Source organism: Aeromicrobium sp. EU05-FHT14F07 (assembly GCF_058790455.1).
In genome coordinates this window covers 1-20,892 of the sequence record NZ_JBYTCR010000004.1, presented here as the reverse complement: position 1 = coordinate 20,892, position 20,892 = coordinate 1, and the positions used below count along the sequence as shown (strand labels likewise).

The 20,892-nt window shown below is 69.7% G+C and carries 15 protein-coding genes; 11 read left to right on the top strand and 4 right to left on the bottom strand.

What is annotated here, in order from left to right; translation table 11 throughout:
• Window positions 1-135: 135 nt before the first annotated feature.
• Both AC3WRM_RS05140 and lysS read left to right on the top strand, forming a co-directional pair.
• Window positions 136-732, top strand: coding sequence for a hypothetical protein (locus tag AC3WRM_RS05140; RefSeq protein WP_492248784.1), 597 nt, complete (start codon window positions 136-138; stop codon window positions 730-732).
• Window positions 733-787: 55 nt separating this feature from the next.
• Window positions 788-2,305: a lysine--tRNA ligase gene (lysS, locus tag AC3WRM_RS05135; RefSeq protein WP_492248785.1), complete on the top strand. Its 1,518-nt coding sequence runs from the start codon at window positions 788-790 to the stop codon at window positions 2,303-2,305.
• A 4-nt stretch (window positions 2,306-2,309) separates the two neighbouring features.
• Here the strand turns inward: lysS and AC3WRM_RS05130 are convergent, their stop codons facing one another.
• Window positions 2,310-3,239, bottom strand: a complete 930-nt coding sequence (locus AC3WRM_RS05130; RefSeq protein ID WP_492248786.1) for a TauD/TfdA dioxygenase family protein — start codon at window positions 3,237-3,239, stop codon at window positions 2,310-2,312.
• Window positions 3,240-3,484: 245 nt separating this feature from the next.
• Window positions 3,485-5,131 (bottom strand): putative PEP-binding protein, encoded by a 1,647-nt coding sequence (locus AC3WRM_RS05125; protein WP_492248787.1) that lies wholly within the window; start codon window positions 5,129-5,131, stop codon window positions 3,485-3,487.
• Between the two features lie 169 nt (window positions 5,132-5,300).
• Here AC3WRM_RS05125 and AC3WRM_RS05120 point away from each other — a divergent pair, with 169 nt between their 5' ends.
• The 6 genes from AC3WRM_RS05120 to AC3WRM_RS05095 all read left to right on the top strand — a co-directional run bounded on the left by AC3WRM_RS05120 (window position 5,301) and on the right by AC3WRM_RS05095 (window position 12,631).
• Window positions 5,301-6,068, top strand: coding sequence for a DeoR/GlpR family DNA-binding transcription regulator (locus AC3WRM_RS05120; protein ID WP_492248788.1), 768 nt, complete (start codon window positions 5,301-5,303; stop codon window positions 6,066-6,068).
• The gene (locus AC3WRM_RS05115) at window positions 6,065-7,033 is read left to right on the top strand and encodes a 1-phosphofructokinase family hexose kinase (RefSeq protein ID WP_492248789.1); all 969 of its coding nucleotides are present in this window, start codon (window positions 6,065-6,067) and stop codon (window positions 7,031-7,033) included. The genes AC3WRM_RS05120 and AC3WRM_RS05115 overlap by 4 nt, the downstream gene beginning before the upstream one ends.
• A 120-nt stretch (window positions 7,034-7,153) precedes the next feature.
• Window positions 7,154-9,199 carry a PTS fructose transporter subunit IIABC gene (locus AC3WRM_RS05110; protein WP_492248790.1) on the top strand — a complete coding sequence of 682 codons (2,046 nt, stop codon included), beginning with the start codon at window positions 7,154-7,156 and terminating at the stop codon, window positions 9,197-9,199.
• A gap of 27 nt (window positions 9,200-9,226) precedes the next feature.
• Window positions 9,227-9,484, top strand: a complete 258-nt coding sequence (locus tag AC3WRM_RS05105) for an HPr family phosphocarrier protein (RefSeq protein WP_492248791.1) — start codon at window positions 9,227-9,229, stop codon at window positions 9,482-9,484.
• 222 nt (window positions 9,485-9,706) lie between these two features.
• Window positions 9,707-12,220: an ATP-dependent Clp protease ATP-binding subunit gene (locus tag AC3WRM_RS05100; protein ID WP_492248792.1), complete on the top strand. Its 2,514-nt coding sequence runs from the start codon at window positions 9,707-9,709 to the stop codon at window positions 12,218-12,220.
• A 108-nt stretch (window positions 12,221-12,328) separates the two neighbouring features.
• Window positions 12,329-12,631: a hypothetical protein gene (locus AC3WRM_RS05095; RefSeq protein WP_492248793.1), complete on the top strand. Its 303-nt coding sequence runs from the start codon at window positions 12,329-12,331 to the stop codon at window positions 12,629-12,631.
• A 439-nt stretch (window positions 12,632-13,070) separates the two neighbouring features.
• Here the strand turns inward: AC3WRM_RS05095 and AC3WRM_RS05090 are convergent, their stop codons facing one another.
• The gene (locus AC3WRM_RS05090; RefSeq protein WP_492270918.1) at window positions 13,071-13,331 is read right to left on the bottom strand and encodes a hypothetical protein; all 261 of its coding nucleotides are present in this window, start codon (window positions 13,329-13,331) and stop codon (window positions 13,071-13,073) included.
• Window positions 13,332-13,458: 127 nt separating this feature from the next.
• On the opposite strand from AC3WRM_RS05090, the gene AC3WRM_RS05085 reads away from it, so the two are divergent.
• From AC3WRM_RS05085 to AC3WRM_RS05075, 3 genes are all read left to right on the top strand, one after another.
• Window positions 13,459-19,380: an RHS repeat-associated core domain-containing protein gene (locus AC3WRM_RS05085; RefSeq protein ID WP_492270917.1), complete on the top strand. Its 5,922-nt coding sequence runs from the start codon at window positions 13,459-13,461 to the stop codon at window positions 19,378-19,380.
• Window positions 19,377-19,799 (top strand): hypothetical protein, encoded by a 423-nt coding sequence (locus AC3WRM_RS05080; RefSeq protein ID WP_492248794.1) that lies wholly within the window; start codon window positions 19,377-19,379, stop codon window positions 19,797-19,799. Before AC3WRM_RS05085 ends, AC3WRM_RS05080 begins: the two co-directional genes overlap by 4 nt.
• Before the next feature lie 147 nt (window positions 19,800-19,946).
• Window positions 19,947-20,429 (top strand): hypothetical protein, encoded by a 483-nt coding sequence (locus AC3WRM_RS05075; RefSeq protein WP_492248795.1) that lies wholly within the window; start codon window positions 19,947-19,949, stop codon window positions 20,427-20,429.
• Between the two features lie 42 nt (window positions 20,430-20,471).
• Here the strand turns inward: AC3WRM_RS05075 and AC3WRM_RS05070 are convergent.
• On the bottom strand, window positions 20,472-20,892 hold a 421-nt coding region (locus AC3WRM_RS05070; RefSeq protein ID WP_492248796.1), incomplete at its 5' end, for an integrase core domain-containing protein.

Sequence of the window (20,892 nt, the reverse complement as noted above, 5' to 3'; positions counted from 1 at the left end):
ACCTCGACGCCGACCGATCTGTTCCTCACGCGCGTCCGCCGCGGGTGAACAATCGGTGATCTCCCTGACGCCGTCGGTCGGTCTGCGCGAGGCTCAGCCGGCCTTGACCGCCCCTCACGCCCCGTTGGAGGTCTGATGCGACGACGACGCACCACCATGGTCTCCGCGATCGCCCTTGTCCTGGTGATCGGAGGCTGCAGCGCATCCGGCGAGGAGGTCGCCGCCTTGGACGGACCCGTCGACCTGAGGACGGCGTCGGGGAGCAGCTCCAGCTGGCGGCCTGCGTCCGCCGGACGCGAGTGGATCGCCAACGTCGCATTCGACATCTGTGTCAAGGGTGGCGGAGAGGCGATCGTCCGGACGCTGGAGGTGAACGGATCCCCGGCGCGGTCGGGCGGGCCGGTGACGGGCTACCTGCACGTGAACGACGAGGCCGGGGCCTCCGGGTTCATGGCGCTCACAGGGGACCCGCAACGCCTCTTTCGCGAGTACGGCGGCACGGCGACGCCCATCGACGGGGCGCGCTTGGACCGTCCGTGTCCGCGCACATCGCCCGGCTTCGCCCAGCTCGTGATGAGCATCGCCGTACCGCCGGAAGGGTTCGCGATCCGCACGTACGGGATCACCTACGAGATCGACGGAATGTCGTACAGGGCCACGAACGACGAGTGGACGTACGTCGCGTGCGGTACGGAGCAGCCCCGAGAGATGTGCTCGGGAGTGGCGAAGTGACTCGAGGTGGGACGCGCCCGGGCATCGTCGATGCCCCCAACTAGGCTGTCGTCCCGTGAGCGACTCCCCCCGGACCCCCGACGAGAACGCGGTCGACGACCTGCCCGAGCAGCTGCGGATCCGTCGTGAGAAGCGTCAGCAGCTCATCGACGCGGGCATCGAGCCCTACCCGGTCGACCTGGGGATCACGCACACGATCACGCAGGTGCGCGACGCGTACGACGCGGAGACGCTCGGCCCCGACCACCACTCCGGCGACGTCGTCACGGTCGCCGGACGCGTCATCTTCCGGCGGGGCACCGGCAAGCTGGTGTTCGTGTCCCTGCGCGAGGGTGACGGCACCGCGCTGCAGGCGATGGTGTCGCTCGACGGCGTGGGGGAGGAGTCGCTCGACCGGTTCAAGCAGCTCGTCGACATCGGCGACCACCTCGCGGTGACGGGCGAGGTCATCACCTCCCGCCGTGGCGAGCTGAGCGTGCAGGCGTCCTCGTGGGCGATCGCCGCCAAGACGCTGCGTCCGCTGCCCAACGAGCACAAGCCGCTGTCGGACGAGGCGCGCAGCCGCATGCGTTATGTCGACCTCATCGTCCGTCCCGAGGCCCGCGAGACGGTGCGGGTGAAGGCGAAGGTGCTGCAGTCGCTGCGCCGCACGCTCGACGCGCGCGGCTACGTCGAGGTCGAGACGCCGGTGCTGCAGCACACCAACGGCGGCGCCGCGGCGAGACCCTTCCACACCCACGTCAACGCGTTCGACGAGGACGCGCTGCTGCGCATCGCGCTCGAGCTGCACCTCAAGCGCTCGCTCGTGGGCGGCATCGACCGGGTGTACGAGATCGGCAAGACGTTCCGCAACGAGGGTGTCGACAACACCCACAACCCCGAGTTCATGATGCTGGAGGCGTACGAGGCGTACGGCTCCTACGACACGATGGCCGAGCTGACCCGCGACCTCGTCGTCGACGCCGCGCGGGCGGTGGGGAAGACGGTCGTGCCCGGACGCGACGGCACCGACATCGACCTCGAGGCGCCGTGGCGTCGCGCGACCATCCACGAGCTCGTGGGCGAGGCGGTCGGCGAGACCGTCGACGTCGACACGTCGCAGGAGACGCTGACGGCGCACGCCGCGCGGCTCGACGTCGCCCTGCAGGACCACTGGGGACCCGGCGAGATCGTGCTCGAGCTGTTCGAGAAGCTCGTCGAGCACACGCTGGTCCAGCCGACGTTCGTCTGCGACTACCCGGAGGCCGTGCGACCTCTCGCGAAGAAGCACCGCACGGTGCCGGGCCTGGTGGAGGCGTGGGACCTCATCATCAACGGCGTCGAGCTGGCACCCGCGTACACCGAGCTCAACGACCCGGTGATCCAGCGCGAGCGGCTCGAGGAGCAGGCGCGTCTGGCGGCCGCGGGCGACCCCGAGGCGATGGAGGTCGACGAGGACTTCCTGCGGTCGCTGGAGTTCGGCATGCCCCCGGCGGGCGGCCTGGGTCTCGGCGTCGACCGGCTCGTCATGCTGCTGCAGGGTGTCGGCATCCGCGAGGCGATCCTCTTCCCGCTGTCGCGACGCGAGGTCTGACGCCTCAGGCCGAGTAGGCCGACGCGTCGCCCTGGCGCAGCGTCGACCGCACGCCGTCGGTGCTGACCGGGACGCTCCCGGCGACCGTGATGCGGTGCATGACGCGGTGGTGGTCGTCGTAGTCGGCGACGGCGTAGTGCTGCGTGGCGCGGTTGTCCCAGATCGCGACGTCGCCCGGCTGCCAGCTCCAGCGGGCGGTGTTCTCGAGCCGGGTCACCTCGCGCTGCAGCAGCTCGAAGAGATCCGCGGAGTCGCGGGTGGAGAGGCCGACGAGCCGCTTGACGAACTGGCCGAGGAGCAGCGAGCGCTCGCCGGTCTCGGGGTGCACGTGGACCACGGGGTGCTCGGCCTCGAACAGCCGCGAGCCGAACTCCTCGCGGTAGCTCTCCTCGCGGACGTCGATGCCGCCGATGCGCTGCTCGTCGACGTCGGCGGCGTAGTCGTAGCGGTTGGTGTGCACGGCCCACAGGCGGTCGGCCATCGCCTGGAGCGCCGGGTGCAGGTCGGCGTAGGCGGCGGCGGTGTTGGCCCAGACGGTGGTGCCGCCGTACGGCGGGAGGGTGACCGCGCGCAGCACGCTGATGGCGGGCACGCGGTCGACGAAGGTCACGTCGGTGTGCCACGCGTTGGCCTTGCCGTGCGAGGAGTCGATGGGCAGCACGGCGTTGGCCGCGCCGCGCACCGTCGGGTGCGGCGACGTCGGCGTCCCCAGCAGGGCCGCGAACGCGTGGTGGTCCGCGTCGTCGAGGTGGTGCTGGCCGCGGACGAAGACCACCTTGTGCCGCAGCAGCGCGGCGCGGACGTCGTGCACCTCCTCGGCCGTCAGCTCGCCGCCGAGCCGCACGCCGGACACGACGGCACCGATCCGCGCACCGACGGGCGACACCTCCACGCGCGAGCGGGTGGTGGTCGGGTCGGGCGCGGTGAGGGTCATGGGAGGCTCCGGGGTCGACGGCGGTGTCTCACCCCACCGTGCGCCTCGCCGTCGTCGCGTGGGGACGGTCTCGGAGTGTGGACGCTGCGGTCAGGAGGCGGGAGAGCCTCGTCTCGCCCTCTGGACGCGCGGGCTCACTGACCCTGGTTTCCCCTCGCTCACCTGCGGATGATTCCTGGGGTGAGCGAGGGACAGCCATGGTGGGCTGCTGATTCCCATCAACTGATGGGAACCAGCAGCGGGCGTCAGGCGTCGAGGACGGCGGCCACGGCCTCGCGGGCGGAGGCGGGGTCGGCGGCGGCGAGGGCGACCCGGGCGGCCTCCTGGCACTGGTCGAGGGTCACCGAGGCGAGCCGTGAGCCCACGGGTCGCACTGCCGACGCGGCGCACGACAGCGAGGTGACGCCCAGGCCGACGAGCACGCAGGCGAGCGCAGGATCGGCGGCGGCCTCGCCGCAGACGCCCACGGGCTTGCCGGTGCGCTGGCCGGCGCGGGCCACCGCCTCGACCAGCACGAGCAGACCGGGCTGCCACGGGTCGGTCAGGTCGCCGAGCTCGGCGGACATGCGGTCGGCGGCGAAGGTGTACTGGCTGAGGTCGTTGGTGCCGATCGACACGAAGTCGACGTGCTCCAGGACCCGCTCCGCGAGCAGCGCGGCCGATGGCGTCTCGATCATCACGCCGGGCGTCAGGCCACGGGCGCGACACTCCACGGCGAACTCAGCAGCCTCCGACGGCACCGACACCATCGGCGCCATGACCCAGACGGTCGCCTCCGACCCCTGCGACGCCGCGGCCACCGCGTCGAGCTGGTGGGCGAGCAGGTCCGGCAGCCGGCGGCCGACCCGCAGCCCGCGGACGCCGAGCGCGGGGTTGGCCTCGGTGCCCATGTCGGCGAACGCGAGCGGCTTGTCCGAGCCGGCGTCGAGCGTCCGGACGACGACCTTGCCCGACCCTGCCGCCGCCAGGACCGCGCCGTACACGTCGGTCTGCTCCTGCACGGTCGGCTCGGACGGACGGTCGAGGAAGCTCAGCTCGGTGCGGTAGAGCCCGAAGCCCTCGACGGGCTCCTGCGCGGCACGCTCGGCACCCTTCGCGTCCTGGACGTTCGCGAGCACCTGCACCGGGTGCCCGTCGGCGGTGCGGCCCGGACCCTCCCAGGCGGCGCTCGCGGCGCGCCGCGCGGCGTCGGCCTCGGCACGCGAGGCGGCGCTCGCGGGGTCGGGGGACAGCACGACCTCGCCGGTGCCGCCATCGACGAGAGCGGTGTCGGGGAGGTGTTCGGGCAGCCCGGCGACACCGACGACGCAGGGGATGCCGAGCTGGCGAGCGATGATCGCCGTGTGGCTGGTCGGTCCGCCGAGCCGGACGGCGATGCCGACGACGAGCTCCGGGTCGAGGCCCGCGGTGTCGGCGGGTGCGAGGTCGTCCGCGAGCAGCACCGACGGGCGCGTGGGCACGCCGACGCCCGGCTCGGGCTGGCCGAGGATCTCGGCGATGACGCGGTCGCGCACGTCGCGCAGGTCGGTGACGCGCTCCGCCATGAGCCCGCCGGCCGCCGTGAACATGGTGACGAGCTCCTCCACGGCCTGCGACGTGGCGGTCGCGGGTCCGCTGCCGGCCTTGGCGTGCTTGGCGACGAGGGCCGCGAGGCCGCGGTCCTGCACGAGGGAGGCCGTGGCGTTCAGCACCTCCGACGCCGACCCGCTGGCGAGGCCGGCGCGCTCCAGGAGCCGGGCCGCGACGGTGGTGGCAGCGGCGGCGAACACCTCGGCGGTGTCGTCGCGCGCGGGCTCGTCCAGAGGGACGACCGGACGCTCGCCCGGCACCAGCACGGCACCGTGACCGACGCCGGCGACCACGGGGGTCCCGGTGAGGGTGACCGCCGTCATGGAAATCTGTGGGGATGTGCCCGACATGCTTGACATGGCCTGAGACTATCGCGTAGAACAGCAGACATCAACATCAAATCCACACAAATCCACACGACGCGGTGACGCAGGACACCCTGCACCCCCTGCACCGTGTCGTGGGACGTGGACCGGACCCCCAGGAGCTCCTGTGTACGCCGCCGAACGCCGCGCACTCCTCGTCGCCCGCCTCAGCGAGCACGGTCGAGTGAGCGTCGTCGACGCCGCGGACGAGCTCGGGGTGTCCGGCGAGACGATCCGCCGCGACCTCGACGTGCTGCAGCGGCACGGACTCGCCCGTCGCGTGCACGGTGGAGCGGTCGCCCGCACGGTCGCCCAGGCCGCCGAGCTCGCCGTCACGGACCGCGCGACGCAGCACGCGCCCGAGAAGGAGGCCATCGCGCAGGCCGCCCTCCCGCTGCTGCCCGAGACCGACGGCTGGGTCGCGTTCGACGCCGGCACCAGCACCGCCGCCCTCGTCGACGCCCTACCCGCCGACGCCGCGTTCGACGCCGTCACGCACGGGATCGACGTCGCCGGCCGGCTCGCGCGGCACGAGGGCGTCTCGCTGCTCGTCGTGGGCGGTCGCGTCCGCCCGACGACGGCCGCGGCGGTCGGCGCCGACACCGTGGCCGCCTACGGGCGCATGCGTCCCGACGTCGCCTTCATCGGCGCCAACGGCATCGGGCTCGAGCGCGGCCTCACCACCCCCGACGTCGAGGAGGCGGCGGTGAAGCGGGCGCTCGTGGCCGCGGCTCGTCGCGTGGTCGTGCTGGCCGACTCCTCCAAGATCGACACCGAGTACGCCATGAGCTTCGCCTCGATCGACGAGCTCGACGTCGTCGTCACCGACAAGGGCGTCACGCGCGAGCAGGTCTCGCGGCTCGAGCGCGCCGGCCTCGAGGTCGTGGTCGCATGATCGTCACGCTCACCGCGCACCCCGCGATCGACCGGCTGGTGTGCCTCGACGGACCGCTGGAGCGCGGCGCCGTGCTGCGCACCTCGGCCTCCATCGACCAGCCGGGCGGCAAGGGCATCAACGTCGCCCGCGTGGTGCAGGCGGCGGGTGTCGACGTGCGGGCCGTCGTCCCCGCCGCGCCGGGCGACCCCATCCTCACGTCGCTCGCGCCCACCGGGCTGGCCGTCGTGCAGGTCCCGGTCGCCGGCGCCACGCGGGTCAACCTCACCCTCACCGAGCCCGACGGCACCACCACGAAGCTGAACGCGCCCGGCACGCCGCTCGACGCCCGCGAGCAGGACGCCCTCGTGGCAGCGCTCGTCGACGCCTCCCGGGGTGCGTCGTGGGTCGCGCTGTGCGGCTCGCTGCCCCCGGGCGTGCCCGCCGACCTCTACGCCAGGCTCGTCCCGCGGCTGCGCGCCGTCGGCGCCACGGTCGCGGTCGACACGTCGGGCGCCGCCCTCGCCGCCGCGCTGGCGGACCCGGCGACGGCACCCGACCTGGTCAAGCCCAACGGGCACGAGCTCGTCGAGCTGATCGGCGGCGACGGCGACGCGATCGAGGCCGACCCCGAGCTCGCCGCCCGCGAGGCGCAGCGCCTGCGCGCCGAGCGCGGTCCGGCCGAGGTGCTGCTGACGCTCGGCGCCACCGGTGCCGTGCTGGCCACGGCCCGCGGGACGTGGTTCTGCGCCACGCCCCCGGTCACGCCGCGCAGCACCGTCGGCGCGGGCGACTCCTCGCTCGCCGGGCTGCTGCTGGCCCGGGAGGCCGGCGACGACGACGCGACCGCGCTCGCCACGGCCGTGGCGCACGGGAGTGCCGCCGCCTCCCTCGACGGCTCCACGCCCCCGACCCCCGCCGACGTCGCCGCCCTCGAGCCCGTCCGGGCCCGACGCCTCGACGCCGTGGCCCACCCGACCCCCTGAGCAGCACCACCGCACCACCGCACCGAGCAGCACCGCACCGAGCACCACCGCACCGAGCACCACCGCACCGAGCAGCACCGCAGCACCCGACCCCCGCACCGCCCAGAGAGAAGAACGACCATGTCCCGCTTGATCACCCCCGCCCTGGTGGCGCTCGACGCCGACCTCGGGGCCGACGCGACGTCCGTCGTCGCCGCACTCGCAGGTCGCGTCGCCGACGCCGGGCGTGCGTCGTCCGCCGACGCGCTCGCCGCCGACGTCATGGCCCGCGAGGCCACCTCCGCCACGGGCCTGCCCGGTGGCATCGCCATCCCGCACTGCCGGTCCGAGGCCGTCACGGAGGCCACGCTCGCCTTCGCCCGGCTCGAGCCCCGCGCCGACTTCGGTGCGCCCGACGGTGGCGCCGACCTCGTCTTCCTCATCGCCGCGCCCGCCGGTGGCGACTCCGACCACCTCACGCTGCTCTCGACGCTCGCGCGCGCCCTCGTGCGCAGCGAGTTCACCGACGCGCTGCGCGCGGCGTCGTCCGACGAGGAGGTCGTGGCGCTCGTCGAGGACGTCGTGTCCCCGCAGCCGGTCGCGACCCCTGCGGCGGAAGGAGCGGCGGAGGCCGTCCTCGCCGCCGCGCCCGCCGAGGGCAACCCCGTGCGCATCGTCGCCGTGACCGCCTGCCCCACGGGCATCGCGCACACCTACATGGCCGCCGACTCGCTCGTGCAGGCCGGCGAGCGTGCGGGCGTCGACCTGCAGGTCGAGACGCAGGGCTCCTCGGGCGCCCGTCCGCTGAGCTCGGCCACCATCGCCGGCGCCGACGCGGTCATCTTCGCGACCGACGTGGGCGTCAAGGACGCCTCGCGCTTCGCCGGAAAGCCGGTGATCGTGAGCGGCGTCAAGCGCGCCATCAACGAGCCCGACACGATGGTCTCCGAGGCCGTCGCCGCCGCCTCCGACCCGAGCGCCAAGCGCGTCGACGGCGTCGCCGCGGCGCAGGCCGACGAGTCGTCGTCGCAGCAGGGCCTCGGCCTCAAGCTGCGCCAGTGGCTGCTCACCGGCGTCAGCTACATGATCCCCTTCGTCGCGGCCGGCGGTCTGCTCATCGCCCTCGGCTTCCTGCTCGCGGGCTACGACATCAACGGGACCGGCCAGGACATCGCCAAGGCGAACTCGCTGTGGGACCTGCCGGCCGCCGGTCAGCACGCCCTCTTCGGCAGTGCGCTCATGACCTACCTCGGAGCGCTGCTGTTCGCCCTCGGCGCGTGGGCGTTCGGATTCCTCGTCCCGGCGCTCGCGGGCTACATCGCCTACGCGATCGCCGACCGTCCGGGCATCGCCCCCGGCTTCGTCATGGGCTTCCTCGCCAACGAGATCGGCGCAGGCTTCCTCGGCGGCATCGTGGGCGGTCTGCTCGCGGGCCTGATCGCGCACTGGATCGCCAAGCGGGAGGCACCGCGCTGGCTGGCCGGGCTCATGCCCGTCGTCATCATCCCGCTCGTCACCACGGTCGTCGCGGGGCTGCTGATGCTGCTCGTGCTCGGCAAGCCGATCGCGGACTTCTCCGCAGGCCTCACCGACAAGCTCAACGGCATGACGGGCGGCTCGCTCATCCTGCTCGGCGTGATCCTCGGCGCGATGATGGGCTTCGACCTCGGCGGCCCGGTCAACAAGGCGGCCTACGTCTTCGCCACGACCGGCCTCACCGCCGAGGCGATCGCGTCGGGCGGCGCGGAGGTCAAGATCATGGCCGCGGTCATGATCGCCGGCATGGTCCCGCCGCTCGCCATGGCGCTGTCGACGGCCGTCCGCTCGAGCCTCTACACGGAGGCGGAGAAGGAGAACGGCAAGGCGGCCTGGCTGCTCGGCGCCGCGTTCATCTCCGAGGGCGCCATCCCGTTCGCGGCGGCCGACCCGCTGCGCGTCATCCCGTCGATGATGCTCGGCTCGGCCACGGCCGGTGCGATCTCGATGGGCGCGGGCGTCACGCTCGCCGCGCCACACGGCGGCATCTTCGTCCTCTTCGCGGTCGACCACGTGCTGTGGTTCCTGGTCGCGCTCGTGGCCGGCACGCTCGTCAGCGCCGCGTCTGTCACGCTGCTGAAGTCGCTGCGTGTCGAGAAGGACAGCAGCGAGTTCGAGCACGTCTACACCCGCGTCCCCGTCGACGCCTGACCCATCGCCCACCTGAAGGGACCCACCATGCCCAGCAAGACCGTGACCGTCGGCTCGTCCGTCGGCCTGCACGCCCGACCGGCCGCCACCATCGCGGCCGCCGCCGCCGACCAGTCCTCGCCCGTCACCCTCGCGGTGGTCGGCGGCGACCCGGTCGACGCGGGCTCGGCGCTGCTCATCATGACCCTGGGTGCCGCCCAGGGCACCGAGATCGTCGTGGAGAGCGACGACCAGGCCGCGGTCGACGCCGTCGCCGCCCTGGTCGAGGCCGACCTCGACGCCTGACGGCACCGCCGTCCCGGACCAGGGGCCCGCGTCGCAGCTGCCACTGCGACGCGGGCCCCTGGCACGTCCCTCGAACGACCTGGCGCGAGGCCGGTTACGCCCAGGGTGAACATCGGAACAGGGCACCCCGTGTTCCAGTTGTGTGACGTACGTGGACGTCGCGCAGTGCGGCGAGGCGGCCGCACCTAGACTGAAGAGAACACACCCGATCAAGGGGGCCACATGTTCGAGAGGTTCACCGACCGCGCCCGTCGCGTCGTCGTGCTCGCCCAAGAAGAGGCGCGCATGCTCAGCCACAACTACATCGGCACGGAGCACATCCTCCTCGGCCTCATCCACGAGGGTGAGGGCGTCGCCGCCAAGGCCCTGGAGAGCCTCGACATCTCGCTCGAGGCGGTCCGCGGGCAGGTCGAGGACATCATCGGCCAGGGCCAGCAGGCGCCGAGCGGGCACATCCCGTTCACGCCGCGGGCCAAGAAGGTCCTCGAGCTCAGCCTGCGCGAGGCGCTCCAGCTCGGCCACAACTACATCGGCACCGAGCACATCCTGCTCGGCCTGATCCGCGAGGGCGAGGGCGTCGCCGCCCAGGTCCTCGTGAAGCTCGGCGCCGACCTCAACCGCGTCCGCCAGCAGGTCATCCAGCTGGTCTCCGGCTTCCAGGGCAAGGAGGCCGAGACCTCCGGCGCCCCCGCCGAGGCCGCGCCCAGCACCTCGGCCGTCCTGGACCAGTTCGGTCGCAACCTCACCCAGGCCGCCCGTGAGGGCAAGCTCGACCCGGTGATCGGCCGTGAGAGCCAGATCGAGCGGGTCATGCAGGTCCTGAGCCGTCGCACCAAGAACAACCCGGTGCTCATCGGCGAGCCCGGCGTCGGCAAGACGACGGTCGTCGAGGGCCTGGCCCAGGACATCGTCAAGGGCGACGTCCCGGAGACGCTCAAGGACAAGCAGATCTACACGCTCGACCTCGGCGCCCTGGTCGCCGGCTCGCGCTACCGCGGTGACTTCGAGGAGCGCCTGAAGAAGGTCCTCAAGGAGATCCGCACCCGCGGCGACATCATCCTGTTCATCGACGAGATCCACACGCTCGTCGGTGCGGGTGCCGCGGAGGGCGCGATCGACGCCGCCAGCATCCTCAAGCCGATGCTGGCCCGCGGCGAGCTGCAGACCATCGGTGCGACCACGCTCGACGAGTTCCGCAAGCACTTCGAGAAGGACGCGGCGCTGGAGCGTCGCTTCCAGCCCATCCAGGTGCCCGAGCCGTCGATCGCGCACACGATCGACATGCTGAAGGGTCTGCGCGACCGCTACGAGGCGCACCACCGCGTCACGATCACCGACGACGCGCTCGTCGCGGCCGCCACGCTGGCCGACCGCTACGTCTCCGACCGGTTCCTGCCGGACAAGGCGATCGACCTCATCGACGAGGCGGGCTCGCGGTTGCGGATCCGTCGGATGACGGCTCCGCCGGACCTCAAGGAGTTCGACGAGAAGATCGCCGACGTCCGGCGCCGCAAGGAGGGTGCCATCGACGCGCAGGACTTCGAGGCCGCGGCCTCGCTGCGCGACGAGGAGAAGAAGCTCATCCTTGCCAAGGCCGAGCGCGAGAAGGCGTGGAAGTCCGGCGACATGGACGTCGTGGCCGTGGTCGACGAGGAGCTCGTCGCCGAGGTCCTGGCGCTCGCCACGGGCATCCCGATCGTCAAGCTGACCGAGGAGGAGTCCGGCCGCCTGCTCAACATGGAGGCCGAGCTGCACAAGCGGGTCATCGGCCAGGACGAGGCCATCAAGGCGCTCAGCCGGGCCATCCGACGCACGCGTGCCGGCCTGAAGGACCCGCGCCGTCCCGGCGGGTCGTTCATCTTCGCCGGCCCCTCGGGCGTCGGCAAGACCTGGCTCTCCAAGGCGCTGGCGAACTTCCTGTTCGGCGACGACGACGCGCTGATCCAGCTCGACATGAGCGAGTACAGCGAGAAGCACACGGTGGCGCGACTGTTCGGTGCGCCTCCCGGCTACGTCGGCTACGAGGAGGGCGGCCAGCTCACCGAGAAGGTCCGCCGCAAGCCGTTCAGCGTGGTGCTGTTCGACGAGGTCGAGAAGGCCCACCCGGACATCTTCAACTCGCTGCTGCAGATCCTGGAGGAAGGTCGCCTGACCGACTCCCAGGGTCGGGTCGTCGACTTCAAGAACACCGTGATCATCATGACCACGAACCTGGGGTCGCGTGACATCGGCAAGGGCGTCTCGCTCGGGTTCGCCGACGCCAACAACACGGTCGGCTCGTACGACCGGATGAAGGCGAAGGTCTCCGAGGAGCTCAAGCAGCACTTCCGGCCCGAGTTCCTCAACCGTGTCGACGAGATCGTGGTCTTCCCGCCGCTGACGCAGGACGAGATCATCCAGATGGTCGACATGATGATCGGCAACCTCGAGGACCGTCTGAAGGACAAGGACATGGGCATCGAGCTCACGCCCGCGGCCAAGGACCTCCTCGCCCGCCGTGGCTTCGACCCCGTGCTCGGTGCGCGCCCGCTGCGTCGCACCGTCCAGCGGGAGATCGAGGACACGCTCGCCGAGAAGATGCTGTTCGGTGAGCTGCGCGCCGGCGAGATCGTCCTGGTCGACGTCGAGGGCGAGGGCGCCGAGGCGGTGTTCACCTTCCGGGGCACGCCGAAGGCCGACCTGGAGCTGACCGACGGCCACGACCCGCTGGCGGTCGAGGCGGGCACCTCCGAGTAGCCGGCACCGATCGTCCGCACGTCCGACGAGGCCCACCACCCCAGCCGGGGTGGTGGGCCTCGTCGCGTCGACTGGACGTGATGAGTGAACGAGGACATTCTTCTCGGCATGAGCTCCAAGGCACGCAACCTCCTGGTCGTCGGCGCAGTCCTGATCCTCCTCGGCGTCCTCGCCTTCGTCCTCCAGCCGGGCGAGCCGAAGGCCGTCTGCACCTCGGAGAACGGCCCGACGTCGGGCTTCGTCGACGCCGAGCAGGACTGCCCCATCTCCCAGGAGAGCTGGAACGAGATCGCCGACTACCGCTCCTCCCCGAAGCCCTTCCGCATCGCCGGCCTGGTCCTCGTCGTCGCCGGCGTCGGCACCCTGGTCGCCGCCGGCCTCTCCGCCCGCCGCTCCCGCACGACGGAGTAGTCCCCCCGTTTCGGAACGTCATCGCCCCTTTCCCAGCAGGAAAGGGGCGATGACGTTCCGAAATGCCTGCCAGGCGGTGGCGGTCATCGCGCCGGGAGATTCGTACGAAAGCTCTCGATGATTCCAGGATTCTCCCGCGCGAGGCACGCGCATGCTGAAGGATCTCGTCATCATCGCGAGAGGGAGTGACGATGGTCGGTACTGCAGCGACGTCTCGGAGCGTTCGGCGCATGGTCGTCATTGGCGTTCTGGCGTCTCTCGTGGGTGGGCTTCTCGGCGGCGCCCCGCAGGCCGCTGCGGTCGTCCCCAGCCCGCCCCCGGCAGTCACGCCGGCGCCGTACTACGTCGAGACCGGTGGTCAGGGCCCGACGGCCGTCTCGGGCACGATCTCGAAGGACACCGTGTGGGGGCCGGCGGGTTCCCCTTACCTGCTCGACGGTCAGGTGACCGTCAACGCAGGAGTGTCCCTCACCCTTCTCCCTGGCACGGTCGTGAAGCTCAAGACGACGTCGTCGAAGATCGTCGTCTTCGGACAGATCTTGTCGCTGGGGACGCCAGAGGACCGGGTGCGCATCACGTCCTTCAAGGACGACACCGTCGGTGGTGACGACAACGGAGACGGCACTGCGACGTCGCCCGGCCGAGGGGACTGGCAGTCGATCAGCATCTCCGCCGGTTCGACGCAGCCGACGTCCGTCATCGACTACACGACGCTCCGGTACGGAGGGGCGGGCAGCGGTGTCACCTGCCAGGCCTACGGCACGGTCGAGATCAGCTCAGGTTCGCGCGTCGTCGTCTCCAACTCGCGCATCACGGACTCCCGCTTCATGGGGATCACGTTGGGCGCTCCGGGGAAGCGCGGGTTCACGGGCATCTACGACAACTACTTCGCGAGGTCCCAGTGCGGCGTCTCCGGACTGGGTGGGGCTGGTGGCGAGATCGTCGGAAACGACTTCGACGGTGACTTCTCCGTCGCCGCTCTCTACACGATCGAGCCCAAAGACATGCAGGTGCGGTTCAACCAGCTGGATGACGAGCTCATCGCCGGGGGAACGAGCGTAAGCACCCGTCCCCGTGCCTCCGACATCGATGTCCGGTTCAATGCTTTGCTCGGCGGCATCGGCAACATCGGGTACTCGAACACGGGTCTCCACGAGTTCGGACCCAACTGGTTCGGCCGCGACATCAACCACGAGGTCTTGCCGACGTGCCTCACCAACGACGAGGTGGCCGCGTACCAGCCACCGATCGCCACGGAGCAGGTCCTGTGCCCGGACCGAGGCTATCTCCGCAAGGGAACCGGCTGGATCTACGGGGGCACGGTCCCTGCACTCTCTGCTCCTCCCGCGTCGGCTCTGCCCCGGTCGCTCGCCCGGCCCTACCACTCGACCTTCGGCCCGGTCGACACCTACAGCGGCGTTCTTCGGGTCGCGGCGGACGACTTCGTGGTCCAGGACGCTGGCCAGCAGCTCACCGCCAACCGCGTCTACAGCTCGGGCGAGCCGTCCGCGGACGGGACAGGAGTCGGATGGCGCTCGTCCTACTCGCAGGGACTGTCGAAGGTGGGCGACGTCGCCACGATGACCTTCGGAGACTCGTCGGAGGTGCCCTTCGGGCTCGACCCTGCAGCGGGCTTCTCCCCGTCCAGAGGAGTGGCGGCGCGTTTCGCCGAGGACAGCACCGGGAGCGACGTCAGCACTCCTGACAAGACCGGCTATCGATTCGACCCCTCCGGACAGCTCACCTCGATGACGCTCGGCGACCCTGGGCACAAGATCGACGTGGATCGCGAGGACGGGCGCGTCTCGAAGGTGAAGGGAGTTTCTGGACGGGAGATCCGTTACGTCAGGGGCAGCTCTGGGCGGATCTCGTCAGTGAGTGACAGCCAGGGACGTCAGGTCACCTATGCCCACGACAGCGATGGCCGACTCGTCTCCGTGACCGGGGTCGACGGGAAGGCCACGACGTACGACTACGCAGGGAGCAAGCTGACACGAGTCACCACGCCTCAGGGGGTGGTGGCGCTGGAGGCCGGGTACGACGCCGGAGGCCGCGTCTCGTGGATCAAGCAGAAGGGCAGCGGCCGTGCCGACATCACCTACGCCGGATCCAAGCGGACCGTCACGCTCGCCGACGACACGAAGATCGACCAGGTCGTCGACGAGCACGGACGGCTGGTCGAGGAACGCACGCGCGGAGGTGCCGGCAGACACGTCGTGTATGACGGCGACGGGCGACAGATCGTCGCCGTCGAGGGACTGCCCGACCGAGAGGTCACCGGCTACGCGCCGCAGGTGAGCTCGACCTTCTACGACAGGAACGGGAACCCGGTCCGAGAGGTGGATGCCGGTGGCGGAACCACGAGCACCGTCTTCAACAACCGCAACGATCCGGTCCGACAGACCGCCCCCGATGGCGGCGAGACGACGTACGAGTACGACGCCGACGGTCGGCTCGAGAAGGCGACCGCGCCAGACGGTGGCATCTGGCGCTTCGCGCACAACTCGCGCGGACAAGTGACGAAGATCACGGATCCGGAGAGTCGCGACCGCACCTTCGTCTACGACGCGAACGGAGATCTTCGGAACGAGACCGATGTCCTGGGCGGGATCAACCAGTTCCAGTACGACGCACGCGGCCTGATCACCGAGCACACGGACCCTCGGGGGAAGACGCGAACGATGGCCTACACCGCGTGGGACCAGCTACGGCGAGTCACCACGCCGCGCGGTGGGGTGTACGTCGCCACCTTCGACGACGACCGCAACCTCCTCAGCGTGACTGACCCGCGGGACAAGACCAGCTCGTACGGGTACGACACCCAGGGTCGGGTCAGCCGGACGACGGACGCGGCGGGCGAGACCACCACGTTCTCCTACGACAGTCTCGGGCGACCGAAGACCATGAAGGACCCGCTCGACCGGACCATCGCTCGTGCCTACGACTCGGACGGACGTCCCACGACGACGACCTTCCCGGACCAGAGCACCACGACGGTCATCTATGACCCCGCTGGCCGGCCCATGCGGACTACCAACCAGCTCGGTCACGTCACCCAGACGACGTTCAACCGTCTCGGCAAGCCGACGAAGATCGAGACGCCCGATGGAGCCACTCGGCGCTACGCCTACGACGCCGCCGGACAGCTCACCGCCCACACCGACGCGACCGGCGCCGTCTGGAAGACGAGTTACGATCTCGCGGGCAACACGACGTCGACCACTGATCCGCTGAACAACACCACGACGGCGACGTACGACAAGGTCGGCCGCGTCACCCAGAGCAAGGACGCCACGGGCGCGGTGACCACCTACGCCTACGACGAGGCCGCCAGAAAGACGACCCGCACCGACGCCGTCGGGCTTCTGGACGACACCGTGGTCGACGCCGACGGCAACGTCGTAGAGCGCCGTGACGGTGAGGGCAAGAGCACGACCTTCGCCTACAACGATGACGGTCTGCTGACGTCCCAGACCAACCCTCGAGGGGGAACACGGCAGTACGGCTACGACCTGGTGGGAAACCGCATCCGGCAGACGGACGAGTCCGGGTCGGTGACGACGGCCATCTACGACGACCTCAACCGCATCGTCCGACGTGACTACGCGGATGACAGCCACGAGACGTTCGAGTACGACGCTGTAGGCAACCTCACGGCGCAGACCGATCGGAGAGGCGCGCACTGGGAGCACTCGTTCGACGCACTCAACCGGCCTCGCGCCACGACCGATCCGCTCGGGGGCCAGACGACGACGACCTACGACGACCTCGGACAGGTCGTCAAGACCACGGACCCCGTCGGGGCCGAGACCCGGTACTCGTACGACCCGGGCGGTCGTCCGGCGGTCCTCACCGACCCCGCAGGCAACTCCACCGTCATCACCTACGACGGGGAGGGCCGGCAGCGCACCATCACCAGCCCCAGTGGCGTCCGACAGACCCTGACCTACAACGCAGCCGGACGGCTCACGCAAGACCGGCGTGGTTCCTACAGCACGTACGACACGAACTTCACCTACAACGGGCGGGGACAGCAGATCACCCGCACTCAAGGCAACCAGACCTTGGTCCGCACCTTCGATGCACGTGGTCGCCTGACGTCGCTCAAGGACGGGAGGGGAAAGACGACGACCTACGCGTACGACGGCGCAGACAATCGCACGAGGGAGACGTCTCCGCTCGGACACGCGACCGTCTGGACGTACGACGGTAACGACCTCCTCACCACCGCCACCGATCCGACCGGCAACTCCGCCTCCTACACCCGCAATGCAGCAGGTCAGATCACGAAGATCACGACCCCCGGGGACGACACCTACCAGTACACGTACGACAGCAACGGCAACACCGCCACCAGCACCAATCCGCTCGGCAAGACGACGGCCTACCTGTGGAGCCCGGCGGGCGACCTCACTCGTCTCACGAGACCCGACGGCACGGCTGTCGTCACGGCCTACGACGAGCTTGGACATCCGGTGAGCCGCACGGCAGGCGGCCAGACTCGAGCCTTCGAGTACGACCCGAACGGCAGGCTCACCAAGGCGACCGCGGCGGGAGTCGCGCTCTCCTTCGGCTACGACGTCCGCGGGAACCTGACCTCCAGCACCAGTCCGAATGGGATCACCACCCACACCTACGACAGCGACGGCCGCGTCGCCTCCACGGCACTTCCGGGGACCCAAGCCACCCAGTACACCTACGACACCGCCCTGGGCCAGCTGGAGACCATGCGCGGGTCGACCAACCTGCGCTACTACTACAACGCCCGCGGCAAGGTGAGCGCAATCCAGAACATCGCGCCGACGAACTACGCTGATCAGACCTTCACCCGCGACGCCAACGACAACGTGACCTCGCTCAAGGATGGGAGCAGCGACAGCTTCACGGCGACCTACGACGACGACAACCGCACGACCAGCATCACGACGACGCTCCCAGGGATCGTCCACCCGCTGGAGGGCACGACGAGCTACACCTACGACGATGCCGACCGCCTCACCGGCTGGACTCGGACGCAGGGAGACCAGACGACCGGGGTTGGCGCCTACACCTGGGACAGCGACACTAACCGCACGTCCAGTGGAGACGGGACCACGACGACGTCGAGCTCCTTCGACGCCGCCAATCGCCCCACCGACGTGGGCGACGACGACTACACCTACGACGCCAACGGCAACCTCGCGGCAGTCGACGGTCCACAGAGAAACATCGAGTACCACTACAACGCCTTCAACGAGCTCACGGGAGTCACCAGCAGCGGCCAGACGGTGAGCTACGGCCGTGATGCGCTCGGTCGCATCACCAGCCGAGAGACCACCGGTAGCACCACCACCTACGGGTACGACTCGACCTCGAACCGAGCGACCACGGTGAAGAAAGGGACGGCGACGACCGCGGTCATCCGTGACGACACCGGGGCGGCTCGGTCGACGCTGAAGGGGTCGACGTCGACTCACTTGATCGAGAATTTGCACGGTGACGTCAGCGTGCAGCGGTCGAACTCTGGTGGTCCGCCTGTGAGCGCCACGCTCTACGACCCGTTCGGCACGCCGACCGCCATGGGCGCGCCGACGGTCGACCTCGCCTTCCAGGCGATGGTCACCGACCCGGTCACGGGCCTCACGGACATGGGGGCACGGCAGTACTCAGCCGCCAGCGGCACCTTCACGAGCGAGGACACGGTGGCGGGTGACCTGACTGCTCCGGTCACGCTGAACCGCTACACCTACGCCAACGGCAGCCCGATCGACGTCTTCGACCCGGACGGTCACTTCGGCATCCCGAAGTTCGCGAAGAACATCGCGTCCAACGTCGCCAAGGTCGCTTCGAGGGTCTACCAAGCGGTCAAGGGAGTCGCCGCCTCGGTGGGCAATGCGGTGAGGGCCGTCGGAGGTGCTGCGCGTGCAACGGCCGGATCCACGGTCGGGTCCGTGCGGGCGGCCGCCCGCTCGGTGCAGACGGCGGCGTCCAGCACCTTGGCCGAGGCGCGCGCGGCTGCACCGTCGATGAGGTCGTTCGGCACCGCAGTTGCGGAGCTCGCGAGCCGCGTCGACAGCACGGACGTCCACACCGTCCTCGCCGTCGCCGGACTTGTCCCTGGCATCGGTGAGGCGGCAGACGGAGCGGACGCCGCCCTCTACCTCCTCGAAGGAGACACCAAGAATGCGCTGATCTCCTTCGCGGCGATGGTTCCGGGTATCGGTGTCGGCGCCACTTTGAGGAAGGCGTCGGTCCGGCTGGGGTCGGACACTGCCGAGAACCTAGCTGGGCCCGTTGCTAGACGAGGCCCTCCGACGATTGCCTCGCATCATCCTGAACTCAATACGGGTGGAGCGTTGAAGGAGCGGTCCACCGGGGCCGCTGGCGTCGACATGGATTCATTGCTGGCGAGTGGTGCAACTGTCAGGCACAGCGCGACGGCCACCGCTATCGGCGACGACGTACCCACGCTCGTCAATTTCGGGCGATCACGAGGAGCCGATGGGCTGCACGATGTTGTGGTTCACGGCACGATCTCCGGCCGGCCGATCGTCAATGGGTCAGTCACTCACATTCAGCAAATTGCCGATGCTGTCCTGGAGAACCCCGGCTACCGGCGCGGCTGCTCAATCAGGCTGGTCATGTGTCACGGTGGTCGAGAGTCCGCCGCCGAACTTGCCCGTATCGTGGGTGTCGATGTCGTGGCCACCACGAGGAAAGCCCAACTGAGCCCAGTGACCGGGCGCCTCCTGCAGGGAGCATTCCAATGACCGACGGCGCGTCCGACCTGTTCCTGCGGCCTCTGGGGCTTTTCGCTGAGGAGCCCAGCTCAGAGCGGTGGAGGTCGGAAGCTTTTCTGCAGTCGCCGACGATGGCGCCCACCGTGCGTGAGCGAGTGATTATGTACCTGGACGGCTGTCCTGTGTTCTTGGCGTGGACGGAACATACTCGGGACGAGATCGGTGGTCGTTTTGTTGTGCCGGGCGGCTCGGCGATTGCCTCGGACGGCCAGTACTACTGGCGCCTTGACGCCACGGCATACATTCGTGAGTACGGGATATCGGTGCCAGCGGCGGCCCTGAGAAACTTCGAGGAACGCAACTGGCGGCCGCCTGACTTCGACGAGGCGTCATACCTCCGCATCTACGCGGAGCTGGAGACGAAATTGATTCGTTCCTTCGACTTCTGAGGCCGCCTGCTGCCCCTCTGGCACGCCGTGGAACGTTCTAGGGTCGTCATCGCGCACGTCTCCGCTCAGAACGGCGTGCCGTGTGATCCCGCTGCTGTCGATGCTGATACTTGGTGAGGCCTTTACGGAGGCGCGGAGGACATGTCGGTGCGCGACACCAAGGGATACGTCGATGACGTGCCTCGAAACCGCAGCGTCACCGGCCGAGGAATGATCGGCAGCCTCGGGAGGACCATCGGTACAGACGCGGTCGGAGACCCAGCAACAGGACTCGAGGTCGTCGTCCGCGACGGCATGATCAACCGCCCTTCCCTTGGCTGCGCCGTGATGCTCCCACCACTGCGGGACTTCTTGGACTACGGGGCTGACGCCCTCGCCCGGTCTGAGCTGCTCAGTGCCAGCGGTCAGCTCGAGACCGGGCGGCGCTACTTCACCTACAACACGTTCGACGCGGTGCTCGACGCGCAGACCCAGCTCGCGACCTTGGAGGACGAGCTGGATGTTGGACGTGCTGAGACTGTCGCTGGAGGCGTTCGCGGAGCTTCTTCGAGGCCCGACGTGGATCAACGGCTGGGCGGCCTCGTGGTTGCTCTGCTCGCGGCGTGCGTTGGCCTCGCTGCACCGGGGTAGGCCGAACCGGTTTCCACGGAACTCGGGACTAGATGTAATCGGTCAACACGTTGGTTGCAGTCGGCTGATCGGGGGTTGTCCGCCGAGTGAGGTGTGTCGGCGTTGAGTGTTGTAGTGCTCGAGCCAGGGCGCAAGGGCGGCTGCTCGTTCGTCGTTGGTGGTGAAGACCTGGCGGTAGGCCCACTCGCTCTGCAGGGTGCGGTTGAGTCGCTCGACCTTGCCGTTCTGCCAGGGACAGTGGGGCTTGATGAACTTCTGGACGATGTCGTGGCGGGCGCAGACCTCACGCAACGAGTGCTTGTAGGCCCAGGCGTTGTCGGTGATGAGTCGTTCGATCCGCGTGATGCCGTGCGCGGCGAAGTAGGCGATGGCCCGTTCCAGGAACGCTGAGGTTCCCCCCGGACCGTAGAGGCATCGACAATGAGGATCGAGATGCCAGAGAAGCGGAAGAAGTACGACCGGG

Excerpts from the sequence above, each read along its gene's own strand:
- AC3WRM_RS05140 (WP_492248784.1), top strand. The coding sequence starts at position 136 with ATGCGACGACGACGCACCACCATGGTCTCCGCGATCGCCCTTGTCCTG.
- AC3WRM_RS05130 (WP_492248786.1), bottom strand. The coding sequence starts at position 3,239 with ATGACCCTCACCGCGCCCGACCCGACCACCACCCGCTCGCGCGTGGAG.
- AC3WRM_RS05125 (WP_492248787.1), bottom strand. The coding sequence starts at position 5,131 with ATGACGGCGGTCACCCTCACCGGGACCCCCGTGGTCGCCGGCGTCGGT.
- AC3WRM_RS05115 (WP_492248789.1), top strand. The coding sequence starts at position 6,065 with ATGATCGTCACGCTCACCGCGCACCCCGCGATCGACCGGCTGGTGTGC.
- AC3WRM_RS05110 (WP_492248790.1), top strand. The coding sequence starts at position 7,154 with ATGTCCCGCTTGATCACCCCCGCCCTGGTGGCGCTCGACGCCGACCTC.
- AC3WRM_RS05105 (WP_492248791.1), top strand. The coding sequence starts at position 9,227 with ATGCCCAGCAAGACCGTGACCGTCGGCTCGTCCGTCGGCCTGCACGCC.
- AC3WRM_RS05100 (WP_492248792.1), top strand. The coding sequence starts at position 9,707 with ATGTTCGAGAGGTTCACCGACCGCGCCCGTCGCGTCGTCGTGCTCGCC.
- AC3WRM_RS05095 (WP_492248793.1), top strand. The coding sequence starts at position 12,329 with ATGAGCTCCAAGGCACGCAACCTCCTGGTCGTCGGCGCAGTCCTGATC.
- AC3WRM_RS05090 (WP_492270918.1), bottom strand. The coding sequence starts at position 13,331 with ATGACGGACGTCGGCTGCGTCGAACCGGCGGAGATGCTGATCGACTGC.
- AC3WRM_RS05085 (WP_492270917.1), top strand. The coding sequence starts at position 13,459 with ATGGGGATCACGTTGGGCGCTCCGGGGAAGCGCGGGTTCACGGGCATC.
- AC3WRM_RS05080 (WP_492248794.1), top strand. The coding sequence starts at position 19,377 with ATGACCGACGGCGCGTCCGACCTGTTCCTGCGGCCTCTGGGGCTTTTC.